Source organism: Pseudonocardia terrae, from assembly GCF_021343995.1.
In the GTDB taxonomy this organism is placed as follows: Bacteria; Actinomycetota; Actinomycetes; order Mycobacteriales; family Pseudonocardiaceae; genus Pseudonocardia; species Pseudonocardia terrae.
Map to the genome: position 1 here is coordinate 1 of NZ_JAJTTE010000017.1, position 22,940 is coordinate 22,940.

Here is a 22,940-nt window from a genome sequence, read left to right on the forward strand (position 1 = left end):
GAGTTGCGGAGGCAGCGGGAGGTGCGGAGGCAGCGGGAGTTGCGGAGGCAGCGGGGGTCGTGGATGCGGTGGGGGCCGTGGGAGCGGGCGCCGATCCGGCGACGGGGTCACCGTTCACGGTCGAGGCGCCCGCCCGCACCGCGGCGGATCCGCCGACCTCGGCGCTGGCCGCGTCCTGCGCCGCCGGTGCCGACGAGGCAGCCGGGTCGGCCGGGGCCGACGTGTCCGCGGGCCCCGCCGGGTCCGCCGAGCCGGCGCCCGCTCCCGCGGCCCCCGAGCCCGCACCCGCCGCGCCGGAGCCCGCTCCCGCGGCACCGGCGCCGGCACCCGCGCCGGGACCCGCGCCGGGACCCGCGTCGTCGCACGCCGGCACGTCGGCGGCGTCCGGCAGCACGGAGGCGCTGAGGAACTGGCCGACGCCGATCCGCAGCCAGGCGTCCGCCCCGGTGCCCGTCGCGCACTGGACCGGCACGTCGGCGGTGTCCGCGGCCACGCCGACCACCTCCGCGTCGTCCGACGGCGCGGACCGGACCTGCGCGATCCCGTCCTCGGAGTCCGACTCGACCTTCGACAGCCGCACGGACCCCGTCCACAGGTAGTCGACCTGGACCTGCGAGTTGTCCTTGAGACCGAGTGCGTCCCAGAACACCCCGTCGGCGAGGTCGATGCCCGCGGGGTTCACGAGCTTGCGGCCGAACTGGTCGTTGCCGCCGTTGTAGCCGTCGCGGAAGGCCGCCTGCGCCTGCGGCACGCCCTGCGGCAGGTCCTTCCAGTCCTGGCGCTGGCCCGGCGGGTTCCAGTAGTCGTCGCGGGTGTTCCAGGGCCCGACGTCCCACACCGGCGCGAACGCGCAGCGCCCGTTCGGGGCGCACACCCGCACCGAGTAGTCGCTGGTGTCACGCGGGGAGAGCGCGCGGCGCGAGGGCAGCGCGACGAAGTGGTCCCGGTCGGCGATCACGTGTCCGTTCGAGGTCGTGCCGCCGACGAGCCCCTCACGGGTGGCGAAGACGCCGGCGCTGAACGGGGCGTTCTCCGTGAGGTCCGGCCCGCCCTCCGTCGCCGGCGCGGCCGCGGCGGTGAGCGTCACACCGCGCACGCTGGGGGCGGCGCCCTGCGGGGTGCCGGTGAGCACCAGCCGCCCCTGCACCTCGGAGGTCGAGCCCGGCAGCGTGACGCTCCCGGAGTCCGCGCCCGAGGCCGTCGCCGGGATCCACTCGGTCCAGTGGCCCGACGGGGTGCGCCCGCGGACGTCGACCGACGCCGTGGTGCCGGGCGGAAGGTCGCCGTCGACCACCGAGTCGACCCGCGAGGTCGGCCGGCCCAGCTCCTGCGGCGCGAGCGTGAGCAGCCCGGTCGGTACGGCGTCGGCGGGCGTGGCCTCCTCGGTCGCCCCGCCCTGCTCGACCGGCGCGGTGAAGGCCGTCGCCGGGTCGAGCCGCACGCCGTCGCCGTCGTCCGTGACCCCGGCGGCCTCGCCCGTGGCCAGGTCCGCGGACCAGGTCGTGGAGGAGCCGCCTCCGCTCGCGCCCGCCGGCGCGACCCCGCCGGCCGCGAGTGCCGTCGCCGCGGCCACGACCAGGCCCGCACGCCACCTCGTTCGCATCCGTGCTCCCCCGTCCCCCATGTGGTTCCTGTGACGGCAGGTGAAGAAGTGCCGTATGGGGAAGCAGGCAATCGGATGAAGGTGTAACCGTCAATCAACGGAGAGTGACAACCCCCATGGGGTGTCACGATCCGTCATCTTTTCGGGCGGTCTCCCACCGGATCGGGTGTGGAGAGCAGGGCGGCGATCGCCGCGCGGTCCGGCTTGCCCACGCCCCGCAGCGGGAGCTCGGGCATCAGGCGCACCCGTCGGGGGACGGCCGCGCGTCCCACCGCCGCCCGGACGGCCGCGCGGAGCGCCTCGACGTCCGGTCCGGTCCCCGTCGGGACGACGGCGGCCACGACCGCCTGCCCCCATTCGGGGTCCGGCACGCCCACCACGCAGACCGCGCCGACACCGGGCTGGGCCGCGAGGACCCGTTCGACCGCGGCGGGCGCGATCTTCTCCCCGCCCGTCACGATCACGTCGTCGGCACGGCCGAGGACGACGAGCCGGTCGCCGGCCCACTGCCCGAGGTCGCCGGTCACGAACATGCCGTCGACGAAGGAGGCGGCGGTGAGCTCCGGGTCACCAAGGTAGCCCTCCGCGATCATCGGCCCGCCGAGGGAGAGGCGCCCGTCCGCGGCCAGCCCCACCCGCACGCCGTCGAGCGGCACGCCGTCGTAGACGCACCCGCCGCACATCTCGCTCATCCCGTAGGTCGTGACGACGCGGATGCCCACCTCCTCGGCCCGCGCGCGCAGGGCGGGGGCGAGCGCCGCCCCGCCGATCAGCACGGCGTCGAAGCCCGCCAGGGCGTACATCGCGGCGCCGCCCTCGTCGAGGACGCGACCGAGCTGGGTGGGTACGAGGCTGGTGTAGCGGCGGGCGCCGTGCGGCAGCAGGCCGGTGGCGCGCGCGAACCCCGCGGGCCGGAAGCCCTCCCGCAGGTCCTGGACGACGGGCGGGGCGCCGGCGAGCAGGGCACGCAGCACCACCTGCACCCCGGCGACGTGCTCGGCCGGGAGCGCCAGCACCCAGCGGGCGGGGCCGCCGAGCCGGGCCTCCGTGGCGCGGGCCGAGGCGGTCAGGGCCGCCGCGCTGAGCATCACGTGCTTGGGCGTGCCCGTGGAGCCCGAGGTGGAGATGACGACCGCGACCTCCTCGGGCACCTCGGCCGCCGGCGCGGTGGCCGCGCCCGGCACGACGGCCGGGCCGGTCCCGTCGAGCGCGGCGTCGAGGGCGCGGACGAGGGCGTCGAGCGAGTCGGGGGAGCCGTCGAGGGGCAGCGCGTGCAGGGGACGCATGATCCCCAGGATCCCACCGGCGCCCGACCCGCCCGTGCGCGGTCAGCGGTGCTCGGGCACCAACGACCGCGCACGGGCGCGGCGGGGGTTCTCGCGAGAGTTCTAGTAGTGCCAGGGGTAGGGCGACCAGTCGGGGTCGCGCTTCTGCAGGAAGGCGTCCCGGCCTTCGACGGCTTCGTCCGTCATGTAGGCCAGCCGGGTCGCCTCGCCGGCGAACAGCTGCTGCCCGACGAGGCCGTCGTCGATGAGGTTGAAGCTGTACTTGAGCATCCGCTGGGCCTGCGGGGACTTGCCGAGAATCTCCCGGCCCCACTGCAGGGCGGTGGCCTCGAGCTCGGCGTGCGGGACCACGGCGTTCACGGCGCCCATGTGGTGCATCTGCTCGGCGGTGTAGGGGCGGCCGAGGAAGAAGATCTCGCGGGCGAACTTCTGCCCGACCTGGCGGGCGAGGTAGGCCGAGCCGTAGCCGCCGTCGAAGGAGCCGACGTCGGCGTCGGTCTGCTTGAACCGGGCGTGCTCGGCCGAGGCCAGGGTGAGGTCGGCGACGGCGTGCAGGGAGTGCCCGCCGCCGGCGGCCCAGCCGTTGACCACGGCGATGACGGGTTTGGGCATGAACCGGATCAGCCGCTGGCATTCGAGGATGTGCAGCCGCCCGGCCCGGCCGGCGTCGACGGTGTCGGCCGTCTCGCCGGACGCGTACTGGTAGCCGGTGCGGCCGCGGATGCGCTGGTCGCCGCCGGAGCAGAACGCCCAGCCGCCGTCCTTGGGGGAGGGGCCGTTACCGGTGAGCAGCACGCAGCCGACGTCGGCCGTCGTGCGGGCGTGTTCGAGGGCGGTGTAGAGCTCGTCGACGGTGTGGGGGCGGAAGGCGTTGCGGACCTCGGGGCGGTCGAACGCGATCCGCACCACCCCGCAGTCCACCGCCCGGTGGTAGGTGATGTCGGTGAACGAGAACCCCGGCACCGCCGCCCAGGCCGCGGGATCGAAGGTCTCGGACACGAAGTCGGATGCCGGGCTGGTCACGTTCAGGAACCTAGTGCGCGGCGTTCCCCCGCCTGCAGCCTGCGCACCTCGTTGTCGAAGGCGACGGCGATGTCGGGCGGGAGCGGCTTGTCGACCGGGAGCGCCGTGACGATCTCGGCGGCGACCTCACGGAGCTTGCGGTTGCAGCTCTGGGAGACGGCGATCAGCACCCGGAAGGCCTGCTCGTCGTCGCAGCGGTGGACCACCATGATCATGCCTTTGGCCTGTTCGATGGCGGGTCGGCTGCGGAGCGCGGTCTCGAGCTGTACGACACGTTCGAGCAGCTCGGATTCGCGAGAGGCCTCGTCCGGGCGCGACGGATCGAGGTCGTCGGGCATGTCCACCTGTCCAGCGGGTCTCGGTCTACCGGGGACCGCGGGCCTCGCTGCTGGACCTGCGCCGCAAGACGTTATCAAGTGGGTGGCCGGAGTCCGGTGCGGACACCCCGGGAAGATCCCGGCGTCCCTGCGGTGTCGCGCCGGGGTCCGTGCGGTGCCCGGCGGGTCGGCGTTTGACCGGTGACGTGTCGCATGCCACTCTCGCCCCGGTGCAGGGTGGCACCCGATGAAGCAGCTCCCCGAGACCACGAGTGTCAACGCGCAGGTCCTCGCCTCGCTCCGCGCCGCGGTGATCAGCGGTGAGCTGGCGCCCGGCAGCCTGCACTCGGTGCAGAACCTCGCCACCCAGCTCGGCGTGTCGCGCACGCCCGTCCGCGAGGCGCTGATCAAGCTCGCGCAGCAGGGCATGGTGCGCTTCGAGCGCAACCGCGGCGTCCGCATCCTGCTCACCTCCCTGCACGACCTGGAGGAGGTCTTCGCCCTGCGGCTGCTGCTCGAGCCGCCGGCGGTGCGGCGCGCGACCACCCGGCTCGACGGGAACCAGCGGCGCGAGCTGCGGCGGATGTTCGCCCACATGGAGAAGGCCGCGAGGGCCGACGACGAGTTCACGATGTTCGAGCACGACCGGCGCTTCCACCGCGTCCTGCTCGAGGCCTCGGGCAACGCGCGCCTGGCGGCGTTCGTCGACGGACTGCGCGACATGGTGTTGCGCCGCGGCGTGTCGACCGCACGCGCGTCCCGCAGCCTCGACGACATCGTGGCCGAGCACCGGGCGATCCTCGACCTGATCGAGGCGGGCGACGCCGAGGGGGCGGCGAAGGCCATGCGCGAGCACGTCCGGCACACCGCCGAGCTGCTCATCGCGCAGGAGGCGGGGGCGGACCTGGGGCCGGGTTTGGCGGCCGTCGACATCGATCTCGACTGGACGGGTCCGGCCCGTGACCACGACTGACCGATCGAGACATCGCCATGCGTTGACGAGTGGCATGCCACATGCCACGGTTCCCAGGGAATCGCGCGTGTGACGCGCGCGACCCTCCAGCGCCGAAGGGACCACGATGGCCACTGCGAACAAGCTGAGCATCATCCCGTGCGGGGCGATGCACGCCGACCTCACGTTCCTGCTGCTCAAGCCCGGGGTGAGCATCATGCCCCGCGGCCAGAAGGAATCCCCGATCAACTGGGTCGAGGTGCCCACGCACTGCGTGCTCGTCGAGACCGACGAGGGCAAGGTGCTGTGGGACACCAGCTGTCCCAGCGACTGGGAGACCCGGTGGAAGCCCACCGGCCTGCAGGAGTTCTTCCCCTACGACAAGGTCGCCGACGACGAGTACCTCGACGCGCAGCTCAACAAGATGGGCGTCGGCCTCGACGAGATCGACTACGTGGTGCTCTCGCACCTGCACTTCGACCACGCCGGCAACGCGCAGATGTTCAAGAACACCAACGCGAAGCTGATCTGCTCGGACAAGGAGAAGGACTTCGCGCTCAACTTCGAGGGCGACTTCAACGGCGCCCACCTCAAGGCCGACTACGAGGGCCTGAACTGGGAGACCGTCTCCGGCGACACCGAGCTCCTGCCGGGCGTCAAGCTCATCCAGGCCCCCGGCCACACCGTCGGCTGCATGTCGATGCAGGTCGACCTGCCGGACTCGGGCACGATGATCTTCACCTCGGACGCGGTCTACATGGGCGAGAGCTACGGGCCGCCCGCGGCCCCGGCGGCGATCGTCAACAACCTCGAGCAGTGGTTCCAGTCCGTCGAGAAGCTCCGTGGGATCCAGGAGAAGACCAACGCGACGATGGTCTTCGGGCACGACGCCCAGCAGATCCACGAGCTCCGCAAGGCGCCGGAGGGCTCGTACACGTGACCACCCCCGAACTGACCGAGGAGACGATCTTCACCTGGGGCGCCCCGCCCCTGAAGTTCGGCGCCGGCGCGATCGACGAGGTCGGCTTCGAGCTCAGCGGGTACGGCGTCCGGCGGGTCCTGATCGTCACGGACCCGGGCGTCAACGCCCTCGGTGCGCCGCAGCGGCTGGCCGACAACCTCAAGCGCTACGACATCGACTCCGAGATCTTCGACGGCGTGCACGTCGAGCCGACGGACGACTCGATGAACAAGGCGACCGAGTACGCCCGGGCGCAGGGGCCGTGGGACGGCTTCGTGGCCGTCGGTGGCGGATCGGCCATCGACACCGCCAAGGCGATCAACCTGCTGACCAGCCACCCCGGCGAGCTGATGGACTACATCAACAAGCCGATCGGCAACGCCAAGGTGCCGCCGGGTCAGCTCAAGCCGCTGATCGCGGTGCCGACGACGGCCGGCACGGGCTCCGAGTCCACCGCCATGTGCGTGCTGGACATCCTGTCGATGAAGGTCAAGACCGGGATCAGCCACTGGCGTCTGCGCCCGACCCTGGCCGTGATCGACCCGCTGCTGACCATGTCGCTCCCGCCGCAGGTCACCGCGTCGGCGGGGATGGACATCGTCTGCCACGCGCTGGAGAGCTACACGGCGCGCTGGTACGCGACCTTCGACCGCAAGAAGCCCGAGGAGCGGGTCACGTACTGCGGCTCGAACCCGGTGTCGGACCTGTGGTGCGAGAAGGCGATGAACCTCATCGCGCAGTCCTTCCGCAAGGCCGTGCACGACGGGGCCGAGGACGTCGAGGCCCGGTCGAACATGATGATGGCGGCGACCTTCGCCGGCATGGGGTTCGGCAACTCCGGCGTGCACATCCCGCACGCCAACGCCTACCCGATCGCGGGCATGGTCAAGGACTACGTGCCCGAGGGCTACCCGCCCGACGAGCCGATGGTCCCGCACGGCCAGTCGGTGTCGCTCACCGCGCCGGAGGCCTTCCGGTTCTCCTTCGACAGCGCACCCGAGCGGCACCTGCGGGCCGCGGAGCTGATGGACCCGCGGGCCGACAAGGTCAACGACCCCAAGGAGCAGCTGCCGTCCGTCCTCGTGCGGCTGATGCAGGACATCGGCATCCCGAACGGGATCGGCGGGGTCGGCTACTCCGAGTCGGACGTCCCGGACCTGGTGCCCGGCACGATGAAGCAGCAGCGCCTGCTCGCGACGTGCCCGCGGACCCCGTCCGAGGACGACATCGCCGACATCCTCACGAAGTCCGTCGAGAACTGGTGACCCCGTGAGCGGCGGCTGCCCCACCAGCGCGGGCGGCCGCCGCCCACGACCTTCTAAGGACCTGCGGAAATGCCCATCTACGTCTTCCGGTGCGAGTGCGGCGTGCGCTTCGAGCACCTGGCGTCCATGTCCGACACCACCACCCCGGGCTGCCCCGTCTGCGGCGGCGAGACCCGCAAGGTCCCGGCCGGCTTCTCGCTCGGCGGCCAGGCCAGCCCCGGCCTGAGCAAGGACGAGATGCCCCAGACCTGGCGCGGGGTCTACAACGGCAGCTCCGAGTACATCGACACGATGCGCCGGACCTGGGACGCGCGGCAGAAGCTCGAGGAGAAGTACCCCGAGATCGCGGGCGACCAGCGGCCCATCCTGGCCCACGAGGGCAAGTACCACGACGCGCCCCTGCGGGCCGGCGACATCCAGCTGTCCGGCACGGCGCCGATGCCCGGCCAGGGCGTCGCGGGTCACGGGCACGGCCACGGCCACGGTCATGGCCACGGACACGGCCACGCCGAGAAGCCGGCCGCCCCGGCGAAGTCCGACGGCGCCGGTGGAACCGGCGGGGCCGCCCCCGCCCCGAGCCCCATGCCGCCCGCCCGGTCAGACTGAACCCGTGAGTGCGCACGTCCCGACCCACCCCGCCGCGCCCGACGCGGGCGAGACCGGCGCCGCCGCGGCGCTGGCCGCCGACCTCCGCCGGGTCGTCGGCGGGGAGGTCCGGTTCGATCCCGCGCACCGCGCGATGTGGTCGGCCGACGCCTCGAACTACCGCAAGGTCCCGATCGGCGTCGTCTCCCCGCGGGACGAGGCCGACGTCGCGGCGGCGCTGGCCGTCTGCCGCGAGCACCAGGTCCCCGTGCTGCCCCGCGGCGCGGGCACCTCGATCGCGGGCCAGGCCGTCAACACCGCGGTGGTGCTGGACTTCACCCGGCACATGAACAAGGTCCTGGAGATCGACCCGGAGGCCCGCACCGCGCGCGTCCAGCCCGGGGTGATCTGCGACCAGCTCCGCGACGCCGCGGCCCCGCACGGGCTGACCTTCGGCCCGGACCCGTCGACGCACAACCGCTGCACGATCGGCGGGATGATCGGCAACAACGCCTGTGGGTCGCACTCGGTGGCCTGGGGCAAGACCGTCGACAACACCGTGGGTCTGGAGGTCCTCACCTACCGCGGCGAGCGGCTCGACACCGCCTTGCCGGCGGGCGAGATCCCCGCGCGGCTGCGAGCGCTCGCGGACCGGGTGGGCGACCGCGTCCGGAGCTCCTTCCCCGACCTGACCCGCCGCGTGTCCGGCTACAACCTCGACCAGCTCCTCCCGGAGAACGGGTTCGACCTGGCCCGGGCCCTGGTCGGCGGCGAGGGCACGCTCGCCACCACGGTCGCCGCGACCATGAAGCTGGTCGAGTCGCCGCCGGCGCGCGCCCTGGCCGTCCTCGGTTTCCCCGACGCCTACGTCGCCGCGGACAACGTCATGGTCGTCCGACAGCACGCGCCGCTCACCATCGAGGGCATGGACGCCGGGCTGATCGCCGCCCTGCGCGCCCAGAACCCCGTCGAGACGGGCTGGAAGGCGCTGCCGCCGGGTGGCGGCTGGCTCTACGTCGAGACCGGCGGGGAGACCCGGGAGGAGGCCGAGGACAAGGCGCGGGCCGTCGCGAAGGCGATGGGGCCGTACGGGCTGACCGAGGCCGTCGTCGAGTCCGACCCGAAGCGGATGAAGGCGCTGTGGCGGATCCGCGAGGACGGCGCCGGCATCCTCACCCGCAGCCCCGACGGCGGCGAGGCCTGGCCCGGCTGGGAGGACGCGGCCGTCCCGCCCGAGAAGTTCGGCTCCTACCTGCGCGAGTTCGACCGGGTGCTGGAGCGGCACGGGCGCAAGGGCGTGTACTACGGCCACTTCGGCGACGGCTGCCTGCACGTCCGCATCGACTTCGACCTGCTCAGCGAGCCGGGGATCGCGAACTTCCGGGCGTTCATGGAGGACGCGGCCGACGCGGTCGTCGCGCACGGCGGCTCGCTCTCCGGCGAGCACGGCGACGGGCGCGCCCGTTCCGAGCTGCTGCCCCGGATGTACCCGCCGGACGTCATCGCGGCGTTCGAGGAGTTCAAGGGCGTCTTCGACCCGGACGACCGGATGAACCCCGGCTGCATCGTCCGGTCCGCGCGGATGGACGAGGACCTGCGGATCTTCGTGGGGATGCCGACCCTCGCCGACGACCCGCAGCTCGCCTTCGGCCACGACCGCGGCTCGTTCACCCGGGCGACCCGGCGCTGCCTGGGCGTGGGCAAGTGCGTCACCGCGCACGGCGGCGTGATGTGCCCGAGCTACCGGGCGACCGGCGACGAGAAGCACTCCACCCGCGGGCGGGCCCGGCTGCTGTTCGAGATGGCCAACGGGGAGGTGGTCACCGGCGGCTGGCAGGACGACGACGTCGCCGACGCCCTCGACCTCTGCCTGTCCTGCAAGGGCTGCAAGACCGACTGCCCGGTCGGCGTGGACATGGCCGCGTACAAGACCGAGTTCCTCGCCAACCGGTACAAGAACAAGCTGCGCCCCGCCTCGCACTACTCGATGGGGGCGCTGCCGCGGTGGCTGCGGCTCGTCGGGAAGCTGCCGGCGGGTGCGGTCGACGGGCTCAACGCGCTGGCCCGGATCCCGTTCCTGGCCGGGCTGGCCAAGCGGGCCGGCGGGATCGCGCCGGAGCGCGGGATCCCGGCGATCGCGCGCGAGACGTTCACCACCGCGGCCCGGTCCCGCGCGCTCGTGGCGGGCCCGGCGAAACAGGCCTCGCGCGGGCGGCTGCTGCTGTGGCCGGACACGTTCACCGACCACTTCGACCCGGGCATCGCCGACGACGCCGTGGCCGTCCTGGAGTTCCTCGGCTACGCCGTCGAGCTACCGCCGCGCGGGGTGTGCTGCGGGCTGACCTGGACGTCGACCGGGCAGGTCGGGGCGGCGCGACGGGTGCTGCGCCGCTCGCTGCGGACGATCGAGCCGTGGCTCACCGAGGGGGTGCCGGTCGTCGGGCTGGAGCCCTCGTGCACCGCGGCCCTGCGCGCCGACGGGGAGGAGCTGCTGCCCGAGGAGCCGCTGGCCAAGGCGATGTCCGGTGGCGTGCGGACGTTCGCGGAGCTGCTGGCCGGGCACGTCGACGAGCTGCGCGCGGCCGTCCCGGGCCCGGGCACGCGGGCGCTGGTCCAGCTGCACTGCCACCAGTACGCGGACCTGGGCTCGGAGGCCGACCGCGCGGTGATGGCCGCGCTCGGCATCGAGGCGGAGGTGCTCGACTCGGGCTGCTGCGGCCTCGCCGGCAACTTCGGCTTCGAGAAGGGCCACTACGAGGTCTCGATGGCCGCCGCCGAGCGCGTGCTGCTGCCGGCGGTCCGCGGCGCGGCGCCCGACACCGAGGTGCTGGCCGACGGGTTCTCCTGCCGCACGCAGCTGCGCCAGGCGGGCACCCGCGAACCGGTGCACCTCGCCCAGCTGGCGGCACGGGCGTTGGGTCTGCAGAGGTAAGGACGGGCTTGCTGTCGGACGGTCCACCTCACTCGACCGGGTGGACGGCCGACTCGTGTCACCTCCGGCGTAATGCCGACGATCTTCGCGGCGATGTCCCGGGCGGACGGCACGGACGGGAGCACCGCGATGAACGGCCTCATGAGCACGGTCCGGGAGATCACCCAGGGCGGCCCCGCCCGCGGCACGTCCACCACGTGGCTCGGCTCGCTGGTGGCCACCGTGGCCGAGACGCTGCGGGTGCCCTTCGCCGCGCTGGAGGTCGACGGCCGGATCGTCACCGGCGTCGGGGCGTGGCCGGAGCACGTGGAGCGGGTCCCGCTGGGCTACGGCGTCGAGACCGTCGGCGCGCTCGTGCTGCCGCCCGTGCGGCGCCGCGACGCCCTGCTGCTCGACGCGCTGGCCGGGCAGCTCGCGCGGGCCGTCCGGGCGGCGTCGGTGGCCGACGCCGCCGTGCACGCGACCCGCGACCTCACCGGCGACCGCGTGCCCGGTGGTCTGGTCGTGGCCCTCACGGCCGCCGCCCGCGCCCTCGGCGGTGCGGCCGTCGAGGTGTGGCCACTGCCCGCGCTGCACCCGGCCGTCGAGGTCGCGGCCTACCGGATCGCCGTCGAGGCGGTCGGCAACGCCGCCCGGCACGCCCCGGGCGCACCGGCCCGGGTCCGGGTCCGGGCCCGGGGGAGCTTCCTCGACGTCACGGTGGCCGACCGCGGACCGGGCGTCCCGGCCGGGTTCACCGCCGGCGCCGGGGTGCGCGCCATGCGCGGCTGGGCCGCGGCCGTCGGCGGGGCCTGCACGGTCCGCCGCGGGTTGCCCGGCACCCTCGTCGAGGCGATGCTCCCGCTGGTCCCGGCGCCCGTGGTGCCGGTGCAGCGCCCCCGTACCGCGTAGGTCGGCATCGGCAGGGTCGGCCGGGTCGATCGGCACGGGCGGGAGTGGCCCGGGCCGGAACCGGGAACCGGCCGGGTCGACCCCGTCCGCCGCACCATCAGCGAGTACGCCCTGCACACGGACCTCGAGCCGATCTTCGACGCGGGCGTGCTGGCCTTCGCCGGCGCGGCGCTGTGTGTGCCGGTCGCCCTGGTGCGGGCGGGCCTGCTCCGCGTGGTGTCGGGTGCCTCGGCCGGCCTGGTGCTGGCCGCCGCGGGCCTCGTCGCGGTCGTGGTGTTCGAGAAGACGAACTGGGCCGTCGGAGCGAGCGTGGGCGGCACCATCCACCGCTACGCCAGCCTGGCGGCCTTCCTCGCTCTGCCGGTCGCGGCGGTCCTCGTCGCCCGCCGGTACCGCCGGGCTGCCGTGCCGGACGTGGGGCCCTGGGACCGGAACGCCGCATGGGTCCGGTGGCTCGGCGTCGCGTCCCTGCTGTGGTTCACCCCGATCCTGGTCGGCTTCGTGCAGCGCCCGTTCACCGGCGTGTCCTGGTGGCAGGCAGTCCCGTTGGGCCTGGTCGAGCGGGGGCTGGCACTCACGGAGGTACTGCTCGTGGTCGCACTGGCGCTGTGGGGGGCTCGCCGCCGGCCGGCCGACACCCGTCGCGACTTCCCCCGATGCCGTCGGGGATTCCCCGCCGTCACGTGAGATGTCCCGCGATTGACGCGTCCACGCGCGCGGTATCACGAGGACATGGTTCCGACGATCACGCTCAACGACGGTGCCCGGATCCCGCAGTTCGGCTTCGGCGTCTTCCAGATCGACCCGGGGCAGGCGACGGTCGACGCCGTGAAGCAGGCGTTCGACGCGGGCTACCGCCACATCGACACCGCTCAGATGTACGGCAACGAGGAGGGCGTCGGGCAGGCCATCGCTGAGTCCGGTCTCTCCCGGGACGAGATCTTCGTCACCACGAAGCTCGACAACGGCCGGCACGGCCGCGACGAGGCCCAGAAGGCGCTCGAGGAGAGCCTCACCAAGCTCGGCCTCGACCACGTGGACCTGTTCCTGATCCACTGGCCGCTGCCGAAGCGCGACGACTACGTGGAGACCTGGCGCGGGCTCGAGCAGGCGAAGGCGGCGGGCAAGGCCCGCTCGATCGGGGTCTCGAACTTCCAGGTCCCGCACCTCGACCAGCTCGCCACGGAGACGGACACGGTGCCCTCGGTCAACCAGATCGAGCTGCACCCCACCTTCACCCAGCCGCAGCTGCGCCAGTACCACCGGGACAACGCCATCGCGACCGAGGCGTGGAGCCCGATCGGGCAGGGCGGCGAGCTCCTGAAGGACGAGACCGTGACCTCCCTCGCCGAGAAGTACGGCAAGAGCCCGGCCCAGGTCGTGCTCCGCTGGCACATCCAGCTCGGCAACATCGTGTTCCCCAAGTCGGTGACGCCCTCGCGCATCGCGGAGAACATCGACATCTTCGACTTCGAGCTGGCCGACGACGACGTCGCGACGATCAGCGGGCTGGACAGGAGTGACCCGGGCGCCCGCCTCGGCCCCCACCCGGACGAGTTCAACTGACACCCCGGCGATCGGTGACGCCCGGCCTGCACGGCCGACCGGTTCTCGGTACGGTCGGCCGAATGTTGGCAATCACGGACACCGCGGCCGAGGCCATCAAGTCCCTGACCACGGACGCCGAGCTGCCGGACGGCGGGGGGCTGCGGATCGCGGCCACCGACCCCGAGCAGGGCCTCGAGCTCTCGCTGGCGGCGCAGGCGGACCAGAGCGACACCGTGCTCCACGGCGAGGGGCTCAACGTCTTCCTCGAGCCGATGGCGGCGGAGGTGCTCGAGGACAAGGTCCTCGACGTGCAGCCGTTCACGAACGAGGAGGGCCAGGAGGAGCTGCGCTTCGCCATCGGCCCGCAGGGCGCGCCGGAGGCCGGCGCGCAGGCCTGACGCACCCCACGTCCGACAGGGGCGGTCCCTCCACCCGGAGGTGGCCGCCCCTTCGCCGTCTCCGGCGGCGTGTTCAGGAGTCGCGCCCAGGTGCCCTGTCCCCTGGTCCTGCTCAGGAGCCGTGCACAGGTGCCCTGCTCAGGGGCCGCCGTGTTGAGAATCGCTGCTCAGGGGCGCAGCGGCACCGCGATCGAGACGCCGGTCAGCGCCTCCGCCCGCTCCCAGAGCGCCCGCTGCACCTCCCGGTCGTGCGAGGCACGGCTCGACCCGACCGGGACGGGCGCGCCGCGGGTCTCACCCGGGCCGCCGGGCCCGACGTACGTGCCGCCCGGCAGGTCCGGCACGGTGGCCGCGTACAGCGTGGGCAGGGCCCCGCCGGCCGCGTCCTGGGCGACGACCCGATTGGCCGCGGCCATGAACCGGTCCTGGACGGTCCCGGTGCGGGTCTGCAGGTTCGTCGCCGCGTAGCCGGGGTGCGCGGCCATGGAGCGCAGCAGCGAGCCGGCCGCCACGAACCGGTGCTGCAGCTCGTAGGCGAACATGAGGTCCGCGAGCTTCGACTGCCCGTAGGCGAGCCAGCGCTGGTAGCGGCGCCGCTGCCAGGTGAGGTCGTCGAGGTCGATCCGCCCGATCCGGTGCATGAGGCTCGACAGCGTGACCACGCGGTCGGTGATCCGTGGCAGCAGCAGCCCGGTCAGCGCGAAGTGCCCGAGGAAGTTGGTGCCGATCTGCATCTCGAAGCCGTCGGCCGTCCGCTGCCCGGGGACCGCCATCAGCCCGGCGTTGTTCACGAGCACGTCCACCGGGCGGTCGAGGCCGGCGGCGAACCGGCCGACCGAGCTCAGGTCGGCCAGGTCCAGCTCACGGACCTCGGTGGAGCCGGCCCCGGTGAGCGCGGCGGCCGCCGCCTCGCCCTTCACGGTGTTGCGGCAGGCCAGCACGACGTGCGCGCCCGCGGCCACGAGCGCCCGCGCCGCCTCCAGCCCGATCCCGGAGTTGGCGCCGGTCACGGCGATCGTCCGCCCCGTCTGGTCGGGGATGTCCGCGGTGGTCCAGGAGGCCATACGGGGTTCCTACCACCGGTAACCGCGCCCGGCTCAGCGGGTGACGGCCGAGAGCATCGGCAGCACCTCGAACCGGGCGACCCCGGCGACCACGGCCGGATCGGCCTCGCCGAGGGCGGCGGCGTCGTCGAGCGACCCGCCGTTGACGATCCCGAGGCCCCACGGCCCGGCGGGATCAGCCACCGGCCCGAAGAAGATCGTCCGGCCGGCCTCCAGGAGACCCCGCCAGTACTCGACGTGCTCCGCCATCGCGGCACGCTCGCGCTCGTCCATCGTCGTGGCGAAGTCCGGGCGCGGCGGCAGGAGACGGTAGAGGAACCAGCTCACGGTGCGTCCTCCCGGACGGCGTCGGCGAAGGCGCCCATGATCGTGGCCCAGCCGCGCTCGAAGGCCCCGCCGGAGTAGCCACCGGGCAGCGCACAGGCGGCCCGCAGCTCCTCGAGGGAGAGGCGCTCCCAGCCGCGGTGCTCCAGGTCCACGCGCGTGCCGCCCTCGGCCAGCTCCACGAACCGCAGCTCGACCTCGGTCGGCGTGCCGGTGACGTTCCACGTCATGGTCAGGCCGGCCGGTGGGTCCCAGGCCAGCAGCGTGCCCCAGTCGTGGGCGCTGCCGTCGTGCCAGTGCTCGGTGATCGTGCCGCCCACCCGGCCGTCGACGCTGACCGAGGCGATCCGTCCGCTGCCGCCCAGGGAGAACGGGTCGAGCGGCCACCACTCGGCGAGCCGGTCGACGAACACCCGGAACGTGCGCTCGCGGGCGGCCGCCACCTCGGTGGACCGGCGGATGGGCGGGCGGGCGAGGTCGAGGATCTCCGCGATCGGTTCGGTGCTCACTTCTCCTCCTCCACGAGGGCGCGCGCCCGGTCGAGCGCGTCGGACCAGATGCCGTCGAGGGCCGCCTGCAGCTCGCGGACCGCCTCCCGGCGGGCACGGTACAGCCGGCGGGTGCCCTCGCGGCGCTCCGCGATCAGGCCGGACTCCTTCAGCACGGTGAGGTGCTGGCTGACGGCCGTGCGGGACACCTCGAACTCCGCGGCGATCTCGCCGGCCGCGCGCTCGGTGGTGGCGACCAGCCGCAGGATCGCCCGGCGGCGCGGCTCGGCGAGGGCCCGGAGCATGGCCCCGACCCGGTCGTCGAGCGGGGCGGGTGAGGTCACCGGCCGGGGTCGGTGCTGACGATCTCGAACATGGCGACCGGACTGCCCATCACGACCTCCCGAGTTGTTCCGTGCGCGTTCGCTAACGTTAGCATCTACTGACAGAATGCGCAAGCGCCTGCCCGCGGCGAGTGGTGCGCCGGTGTCACTTCCCGCGCACAGCGCTACGCCTCGATCAGGCGGCCGTCCTCGACGTGCCACCGGCGGGTGGCGCGGACCGTGTCGAGCATCCGGCGGTCGTGCGTGACCAGCAGGACGGTGCCGGGGAAGCTGTCGAGGGCCTGCTCGAGCTGCTCGATCGCCGGCAGGTCGAGGTGGTTGGTGGGCTCGTCGAGCACCAGGAGGTTCACCTCGCGGGCCTGCAGCAGGGCCAGCGCCGTCCGGGTGCGCTCGCCGGGGGACAGCGACGCGGCCGGCCGCGGCACGTGCTCCTTCGTCAGCCCGAACTTGGCCAGCAGCGTGCGCACCTCGGACTCGGGCCAGTCCGGCACCGCCCGGCCGAACGCCGTGACCAGCGGCTCGTCGCCGAGGAAGAGGCCGCGGGCCTGGTCGATCTCGCCGACCGTGACGCCCGCGCCGAGGCCGGCGGAGCCCTCGTCGACCGGGATCCGGCCGAGCAGCGCACCGAGCAGCGTGGTCTTCCCGGCCCCGTTCGCACCGGTGACGATCACCCGGTCCGCCCAGTCGACCTGCGCGGTGACCGGGCCGAGCACGAAGGCGGTGCCGTCCCTCCCGGGCCTGCGCACGACCGCGCCGTCGAGCCGGGCGGCGACCGCCCCGGAACGCGGGGCGGCGGCGATCGTCATCCGCAGCTCCCACTCCTTGCGAGGCTCCTCGACGACCTCCAGCCGCTCGATCGCCCGCTGGGTCTGCCGGGCCTTGGCGGCCTGCTTCTCGCTGGTCTCCGCCCGCTTGGCCTTGACGTTCTTGTCGTTGTCCTTCGACTTCCGCCGCGCGTTGCGCACGCCCTGCGCCATCCAGTTCCGCTGCATCTGCGCGCGGTCCTTCAGGGCACCGAGCTTGTCGTCGTACTCCTCGTAGGCCTCGCGGGCGTGCCGACGGGCGATGTCGCGCTCGACCAGGTAGCTGTCGTAGCCGCCGTCGTAGACCCCGACCTGCCGCTGGTGCAGGTCCAGCTCCACGACCCGGTTCACGGTGCGCGCCAGGAACTCCCGGTCGTGCGACACGATCACCGCGGGCGAGCGCAGGCCCTGCACGAACTTCTCCAGCCGCTCCAGGCCGTCGAGGTCCAGGTCGTTGGTCGGCTCGTCGAGCAGCAGGACGTCGTAGCGGGAGAGCAGCAGCGCGGCCAGCCCGGCACGCGCGGCCTGGCCACCGGAGAGCACGGTCATCGGGGCGTCGAGCGGTACGCCGAGGCCGACCTCGGCGGCCACCTCGCCGGCCCGCTCGTCGAGGTCCGCGCCGCCGAGGGCGAGCCAGCGGTCGAGGGCGGCGGCATAGGCCTCGCCGGCCGTGAGCCCGCGAGCGGCCGCATCGGCACCGTCGCCACCCGCGCCGAGCTCCTCGGCGGCGGCGTCCATCGCGGCCTGCGCGGCGGCCACCCCGGTCCGGCGGGCCAGGTACTGCGCCACGGTCTCGCCGGGACGGCGCTCGGGTTCCTGCGGCAGGTGCCCGACGGTCGCGTCGGGCGGGCTGAGCGCGACCTCGCCCTCGACGTCGCCTTCCCGCCCACCCGGCTCCTCGCCGGCGAGCAGGCGCAGCAGCGTGGACTTGCCGGCGCCGTTGACCCCGACCAGCCCGACGACGTCGCCGGGGGCGACCACGAGATCCAGGTCGCTGAACAGGAGGCGGGCACCGTGCCCGGCGGACAGGCCCGTGGCCCGGAGGGTCGCGCTCATGACAGGGTCGAGGGTACGGGGACGATGTGCGCATGACGCTGGAGCCCTTCCCCGACGACTGGTCGCGCGCCCTCGTCGTCGTCGCGCATCCCGACGACATGGAGTACGGCGGGGCGGGCGCCGTCGCCCGCTGGACGGCGGCCGGCAAGGAGGTGGCGTACCTGCTGGTCACCCGCGGCGAGGCGGGCATCGACACCATCCCGCCGGTGGAGGCCGGGCCGCTGCGGGAGGCCGAGCAGCGGGCGGCCTGCGCCGCCGTCGGGGTCGCGGAGGTGGAGTTCCTCGACCATCCGGACGGGGTGGTGGAGTACGGGCTCCCGCTGCGCCGCGACATCGCCGCGGTCGTCCGGCGGCGCCGGCCCGAGCTCGTCGTCACCGGGAACTTCGCCGACCGCTGGCCCGCCGGCGGGCTCAACATGGCCGACCACGTCCACACCGGCCGCGCGGTGCTCGACGCCTGCCGCGACGCCGGCAACCGCTGGGTCTTCCCCGGCGCGGGCGGCGACCCGTGGACGGGTGTGCGGTACCTCGCCGCCACCGGCTCGCCGGAGCCCACCCACGCCGTGGACATCGGGCCGGTGTTCGACCGGGCCGTCGCGTCGCTCTCGGCCCACCGGGCCTACCTGGCCGCGCTCGGGGACGGGGCGATGAGCGACCCGGAGTCGTTCCTGCGGTCACACGCCGAGGCCGTCGCGGAGCGGTTCCCGGGCTCGGCGCTCGCGGTCGGCTTCGAGCTGTTCTCCCTCTAGGAGGCTGCCCCGCGCGGGTGTGAGCAGCGGAGCACGGCGGGACCGGCGGGTGGCGACATAGGGTCGACGGCGTGAACCCGGCACCGACGAACGGCCCCGCGGCAGGGCCCGTCCAGGCCCGCGTGGTCGTGGACGAGCTGGTGCGCCTCGGCGTCACGGACGCCGTGCTGTGCCCGGGCTCGCGCAACGCGCCGCTCGCCTTCGCCCTGCACGCGGCCGACGCCGCCGGTCGGCTGCGCCTGCACGTTCGGATCGACGAGCGCACGGGCGGGTTCCTCGCGCTCGGTCTGGCCCTCGGCTCCGGCCGTCCGGTCCCGGTGGTGACGACCTCGGGCACGGCCGTCGCCAATCTGCATCCGGCGGTGCTGGAGGCCTCGCACTCGGGCGTGCCGCTGCTGGCGCTCACCGCCGACCGGCCGCCGGAGCTGGTCGGCACCGGGGCGAGCCAGACGATCGAGCAGCAGGGGATCTTCGGCGGGGCGGTCCGGCGGGCGGGCACCCTGGCCGTCGCCCGGCTCGCGCCGGGCGAGCCCGGCCGGTGGCGCGCCGCGGTCGACCGGATCGTCGCTGCGGCGACCGGCGCACTCGGCGAGCCACCGGGACCGGTCCACCTCAACATCCCCTTCGCGGAGCCGCTGGTCCCCGACCCGGCCGCGGAGGTCCCGCCCGGGCGTCCGGACGGGGCGCCCTGGACCGTGGTCCCGCCGGCGCGTCGCACCGCGCCGCCGCTGCCGCTCGATCCCTCGGCGCCGACCCTCGTGATCGCCGGCGGCGGCGCGGGGATCGATCCGTCGGTGCTGGCCGGGGCGCCGATCGTGGCCGAGCCGTCGTCGCCGCTGTGGCCGCACGCCCTGCGCAGCGGGCCCTGGCTGCTCGGGGCGCCCGGCGGCCCGCCGCGGCCCACGCAGGTGGTCGTCGTCGGGCGGCCCACCCTGCACCGCGCGGTCGCACGCCTGCTCGCCGCCCCCGACCTGCGCGTCTACGCCGCCGCGGACCCGCACGGCACGCCGTGGACGGACGTCGCGGGCACGGTCCGGGCGGTCGGTGAGGTACCGGCGCTCGCGCCGCCGCGGGCGTGGGTGCAGCGGTGGCAGGAGGCCGACGAGGTGGCGTCCGCGGCGCTCGACCGGGCGCTGCCCGAGGGACCGCGGGGGCTGTCACTGGCCCGCGAGCTGGTCGGCGCGCTGCCGGACGGCTCCCGGCTGGTCCTGGGCTCGTCGAGCCCGGTGCGCGACGTCGCGCTCGCCGCGGTGCCCCGGCCCGGGCTGTCGGTGCTGTCCAACCGCGGCGTCGCGGGCATCGACGGGACGGTCTCCACGGCCGTCGGGGCCGCGCTGACCCATCCCGGCCCCACCGTGGCGCTGCTCGGCGACCTGACGCTGCTGCACGACACCACCGGCCTGCTCATCGGCCCGGACGAGCCGCGGCCCGCCCTGTCGATCGTGGTGCTCAACGACTCCGGCGGCGGGATCTTCGGCCTGCTCGAGCAGGGAGCGCCGGCGCACGCGGAGTCGTTCGAGCGGATCTTCGGCACCCCGCACCGGGCCGACCTCGCCGCGGTCGCCACCGGGCTCGGCGCGGCCCACGTGCTGGTCACGGTGCCGTCGGAGTTCGCCGAGGCCGTCGTGCCGACCGGCCCGGGGCTGCGGATCGTCGAGGTCCGCGCCGACCGCGTGTCGCTGCGTGCCGGTCACGCCGCGCTGGCCGACGAGGTCGCCACCGCCCTGGCCGCCCTGCCCGCCAGAACGTAGCTCCTTCCGCGCTACGGCGTTGGCCTGCAACGGGTCTGCGCCGGACGGCGTAGAGGGCTCGTCCGAGTGGTCACTCTGCGCCGGCTACTGTGCGTTCTGCGTAACGGCCGGTGGTGGAGCGCCGACAGGGGAGCGGAGCCGCCGCTCCCGGCCTCGCCCGCTCCCCGCGCCCGGCCGCCCCCCGAACGACCGAGGTACCGGTGACTTCCAGCACCCGGAGCCGCGCGGATGCCCCCACCGCGCGGCCCGCCCCCGACGCATGGCCCACGGGCCGGCGCCGCCGCGGGGCTGCGGACCCCGCTCGTGTCGAGCACCGGTTCGGGGTCCGGCCGGTCGCGGCGCGGTGCTTCGCGCTCGAGTGCGGCCTGGTCGCCCTGGCCGGCGGGATCGCGTGGACCACGGTCCGAGCCGTCGACGCCGCCGGGCTGCCGGCCGCGCGGATCGCCTCCGTGCTCGTGTTCGCCGGCGGGATCAGCGCGGCCGTGATGATCGCCGTGGCCGGGCGGGCGTCGGGCAGCCGGCGCGCGGGCCGGATCGCCGCCGCCGTCGGTGGTGCCGCCCTCGTCGGTCCGCTGCCCGCGGCGCTCGACCTCGGGGGTGCGGCGGGCCTCTGGCCGCTCGTGGCCGTGGTGGGGCAGCTCTGCGTCGTCGCGCTGCTGGTGGTGGCGGTGCGCCGGCGCTCGCCCGCGACGCGGCCCGTCGTGACCGTCGCCGCGACCGTGCTGGCCTGTGCCGCCGCCCTCGCCGGCACCCTGTACGGGCTCGCCCCCGGGGTCGGCCTTCCCGGGGCGCTGGTCGCCGACCTCGCGCTCGCGGCCTGGGCCGGTGCCGGGGCGGCCGGGCTGCTCGCCGTCGGCGCGGGTCTGCGGCGCGACCGTCCGCTGCTGCGCCGGGTCGGCGTCGCCTTCGCGCTGCTCGCCGCCTCCGCCGCGGTCCGGGCGTCGGGGGCCGCGGTCGTCGTCCCCGTGGCCCTGACCCTCGCCGCGACGTTCGCGCTGCTGGCCGCCGCCGTGCCGTTCCTGTTCAGCGCGGTGCGAGGCCTGTGGGAGCAGCGCGAGGCGTACCGGGTGGAGGCGGAGCGGCTGCGCGCCGCCCTCCGGTCGGCGGGGACGGACGGGCGTCGAACCGGTTCGGGCTCGGACGGGCGCGCGACGGGTTGGGCGGGCTCGGAGGGGCGTGGCAGCGGCTGGGCGGGCTCGGAGAGGCGCGGCCGCGGTTCGGCGGGCTCGGAGGGGCGTGGCCGCGGTTCGGCGGGCTTCGACGGGCGCGGCCGCGGTTCGGCGGGCTCGGAGGGGCGTGGCAGCGGCTGGGCGGGCTCGGAGGGGCGCGGCCGCGGCTGGGCGGGCTCGGAGGGGCGTGGCAGCGGTTCGGCGGGCTTCGACGGGCGCGGAACCCATGGGGCCGGCCTCGAGTCGGGATCCGCGGGGGTCGCCGAGGTCCTGGCGCTCGCCGATGCGGTGGACGAACGCCGTCGGTCGAGCCGCGGCCCCCTGCGCCTCGTGCCTTCCCCGACCGCCGGCCCGTCCGCAGCGCGGCAGGAGGGTGGTCGGGGTAGGGGTGCGGACCGGGTCCCACCCGGCGCCGCCGACTCACCAAGCCGTGCCACGGGTGGTCCATGATCGCCGGTCGTGGACCACGGAAGTCGGAAATCGACCCGCCCGGTCCTGAATTCGTGATCTTGGGTGCGGAGGAGGGCTCGGATCTGCCGTGATCGTCGTTGGTGGGCGTGGGCGGTTGGATTTCGACCTGCTCGGTCCTGAAGTCGTGATCTTGGCCGGCGTGGAGGAGGGCTCGGATCTGCCGTGATCATCGTTCGTGGGCGTGGGCGGTCGGATTTCGACCTGCTCGGTCCTGAAGTCGTGATCTTGGCCGGCGTGGACGGCTCGGATCTGCCGTGATCGTCGTTGGTGGGCGTGGGCGGTCGAATTTCGACCGCACTGCCCCGAAGCTGGTGATCTTCGGCGCTGGTGGCCTGGCGCGGCCTCGTCGTGATCGCTGCTCGGGACCTTTTCAGGCCGTGGGCGGCCGAGGGATCTCCGGAGCGGTGATCTTGGCGCCGACGGCCGGCTAGGGCGCGCCGTGATCGTCGTTCGTGGGCGTGGGCGTGGGCGTGGGCGGCCGGAAGCCGACTGTCCCGCTTCCGATGCCGTGGTTTCGGTTGCGGAGGGCCGGCTCCCTCTGCCGTGATCGTCGCTCGGGGGCGTAGGCGGTCGAGAATCGACTGTTCTGCTCCTGAACTGGTGGTCGTGGTGCTCGCCGGCCATGGAACGCTCGTCGTGATCGCTGTTCGGGACTCCTCGGGGCCGTGGGTGGCCGGAATAGGTCCGAGGCGGTGATCTTGTCTACCGGGACCTGAGGCGGAGTAGGCCTGCTGGGCCCTCGAGGAGTAGCACGTCCGCGCCCTCGTGTCCCGCTCGGCCGACGGCCCGGGGCCGACCTGCCCCAGGGCTCGGGCCGTCGTATGACAGGGGAATGGCGCGGCAGGAGCGCGACGCCCGGTTCCACCCTCGTGATCACCGGTCGTGGACCGCGGCAGTCGTGAATCGACCTTCCCGCTCCAGGCCTCGTGATCGTGACTGCCGGGCGAGGGGCGGCTCGAT

At 74.4% G+C, this 22,940-nt stretch carries 21 protein-coding genes; 12 read left to right on the forward strand and 9 right to left on the reverse strand.

The features are described from left to right. From LWC33_RS13325 to LWC33_RS13340, 4 genes are all read right to left on the reverse strand, one after another. Positions 1–1,603: DUF8814 domain-containing protein (locus LWC33_RS13325; protein WP_233304676.1), on the reverse strand; the 1,603-nt coding region annotated here is incomplete at its 3' end. A 134-nt stretch (positions 1,604–1,737) separates the two neighbouring features. Then, positions 1,738–2,889, reverse strand: a complete 1,152-nt coding sequence (menE, locus tag LWC33_RS13330; protein ID WP_372476605.1) for an o-succinylbenzoate--CoA ligase — start codon at positions 2,887–2,889, stop codon at positions 1,738–1,740. A gap of 102 nt (positions 2,890–2,991) precedes the next feature. Continuing rightward, complete coding sequence (locus LWC33_RS13335) at positions 2,992–3,912, reverse strand: 1,4-dihydroxy-2-naphthoyl-CoA synthase (RefSeq protein ID WP_233304677.1); 921 nt, start codon at positions 3,910–3,912, stop codon at positions 2,992–2,994. A 2-nt stretch (positions 3,913–3,914) separates the two neighbouring features. Next, positions 3,915–4,250 (reverse strand): ANTAR domain-containing protein, encoded by a 336-nt coding sequence (locus LWC33_RS13340; RefSeq protein ID WP_233304678.1) that lies wholly within the window; start codon positions 4,248–4,250, stop codon positions 3,915–3,917. Between the two features lie 226 nt (positions 4,251–4,476). Between LWC33_RS13340 and LWC33_RS13345 the strand changes: the two genes are divergently transcribed. From LWC33_RS13345 to LWC33_RS13385, 9 genes are all read left to right on the forward strand, one after another. Further along, the gene (locus tag LWC33_RS13345) at positions 4,477–5,202 is read left to right on the forward strand and encodes a GntR family transcriptional regulator (RefSeq protein ID WP_233304679.1); all 726 of its coding nucleotides are present in this window, start codon (positions 4,477–4,479) and stop codon (positions 5,200–5,202) included. Between the two features lie 106 nt (positions 5,203–5,308). After that, on the forward strand, positions 5,309–6,121 hold the full coding sequence (locus LWC33_RS13350; protein WP_233304680.1) for an N-acyl homoserine lactonase family protein: 813 nt from the start codon (positions 5,309–5,311) through the stop codon (positions 6,119–6,121). Further along, entirely contained in the window at positions 6,118–7,407 is a 1,290-nt protein-coding gene (locus tag LWC33_RS13355) for a hydroxyacid-oxoacid transhydrogenase (protein ID WP_233304681.1), read from the forward strand. The genes LWC33_RS13350 and LWC33_RS13355 overlap by 4 nt, the downstream gene beginning before the upstream one ends. Before the next feature lie 69 nt (positions 7,408–7,476). Beyond that, positions 7,477–8,013, forward strand: a complete 537-nt coding sequence (locus LWC33_RS13360) for an FmdB family zinc ribbon protein (protein WP_233304682.1) — start codon at positions 7,477–7,479, stop codon at positions 8,011–8,013. A gap of 4 nt (positions 8,014–8,017) precedes the next feature. Further along, the gene (locus LWC33_RS13365) at positions 8,018–10,924 is read left to right on the forward strand and encodes an FAD-binding and (Fe-S)-binding domain-containing protein (protein WP_372476606.1); all 2,907 of its coding nucleotides are present in this window, start codon (positions 8,018–8,020) and stop codon (positions 10,922–10,924) included. Positions 10,925–10,996: 72 nt separating this feature from the next. After that, complete coding sequence (locus tag LWC33_RS13370; RefSeq protein WP_233304683.1) at positions 10,997–11,815, forward strand: ATP-binding protein; 819 nt, start codon at positions 10,997–10,999, stop codon at positions 11,813–11,815. 6 nt (positions 11,816–11,821) lie between these two features. Beyond that, a complete protein-coding gene (locus LWC33_RS13375) occupies positions 11,822–12,502 on the forward strand; it encodes a DUF998 domain-containing protein (RefSeq protein ID WP_308190944.1) in 681 nt (226 codons plus the stop codon). 45 nt (positions 12,503–12,547) lie between these two features. Then, positions 12,548–13,381, forward strand: coding sequence for an aldo/keto reductase (locus tag LWC33_RS13380; protein ID WP_233304684.1), 834 nt, complete (start codon positions 12,548–12,550; stop codon positions 13,379–13,381). 62 nt (positions 13,382–13,443) lie between these two features. Next, positions 13,444–13,761, forward strand: coding sequence for an adhesin (locus LWC33_RS13385; protein ID WP_233304685.1), 318 nt, complete (start codon positions 13,444–13,446; stop codon positions 13,759–13,761). Between the two features lie 167 nt (positions 13,762–13,928). On the opposite strand, the gene LWC33_RS13390 is transcribed toward LWC33_RS13385, so the two are convergent. From LWC33_RS13390 to LWC33_RS13410, 5 genes are all read right to left on the reverse strand, one after another. Next, positions 13,929–14,825: an oxidoreductase gene (locus LWC33_RS13390; protein WP_233304686.1), complete on the reverse strand. Its 897-nt coding sequence runs from the start codon at positions 14,823–14,825 to the stop codon at positions 13,929–13,931. Between the two features lie 33 nt (positions 14,826–14,858). Then, entirely contained in the window at positions 14,859–15,152 is a 294-nt protein-coding gene (locus LWC33_RS13395; RefSeq protein ID WP_233304687.1) for a YciI family protein, read from the reverse strand. Beyond that, positions 15,149–15,658: an SRPBCC domain-containing protein gene (locus LWC33_RS13400; protein WP_233304688.1), complete on the reverse strand. Its 510-nt coding sequence runs from the start codon at positions 15,656–15,658 to the stop codon at positions 15,149–15,151. Before LWC33_RS13400 ends, LWC33_RS13395 begins: the two co-directional genes overlap by 4 nt. Continuing rightward, entirely contained in the window at positions 15,655–15,981 is a 327-nt protein-coding gene (locus LWC33_RS13405) for an ArsR/SmtB family transcription factor (protein ID WP_233304689.1), read from the reverse strand. Before LWC33_RS13405 ends, LWC33_RS13400 begins: the two co-directional genes overlap by 4 nt. A 164-nt stretch (positions 15,982–16,145) precedes the next feature. Then, a complete protein-coding gene (locus tag LWC33_RS13410) occupies positions 16,146–17,840 on the reverse strand; it encodes an ABC-F family ATP-binding cassette domain-containing protein (RefSeq protein ID WP_233304690.1) in 1,695 nt (564 codons plus the stop codon). Between the two features lie 32 nt (positions 17,841–17,872). Here LWC33_RS13410 and LWC33_RS13415 point away from each other — a divergent pair, with 32 nt between their 5' ends. The 3 genes from LWC33_RS13415 to LWC33_RS13425 all read left to right on the forward strand — a co-directional run bounded on the left by LWC33_RS13415 (position 17,873) and on the right by LWC33_RS13425 (position 21,959). Further along, positions 17,873–18,589, forward strand: a complete 717-nt coding sequence (locus LWC33_RS13415; protein WP_233304691.1) for a PIG-L deacetylase family protein — start codon at positions 17,873–17,875, stop codon at positions 18,587–18,589. Between the two features lie 71 nt (positions 18,590–18,660). Continuing rightward, positions 18,661–20,340: a 2-succinyl-5-enolpyruvyl-6-hydroxy-3-cyclohexene-1-carboxylic-acid synthase gene (gene menD, locus LWC33_RS13420; protein ID WP_233304692.1), complete on the forward strand. Its 1,680-nt coding sequence runs from the start codon at positions 18,661–18,663 to the stop codon at positions 20,338–20,340. Between the two features lie 200 nt (positions 20,341–20,540). Continuing rightward, complete coding sequence (locus LWC33_RS13425; RefSeq protein ID WP_233304693.1) at positions 20,541–21,959, forward strand: hypothetical protein; 1,419 nt, start codon at positions 20,541–20,543, stop codon at positions 21,957–21,959. Positions 21,960–22,940 lie beyond the last annotated feature (981 nt).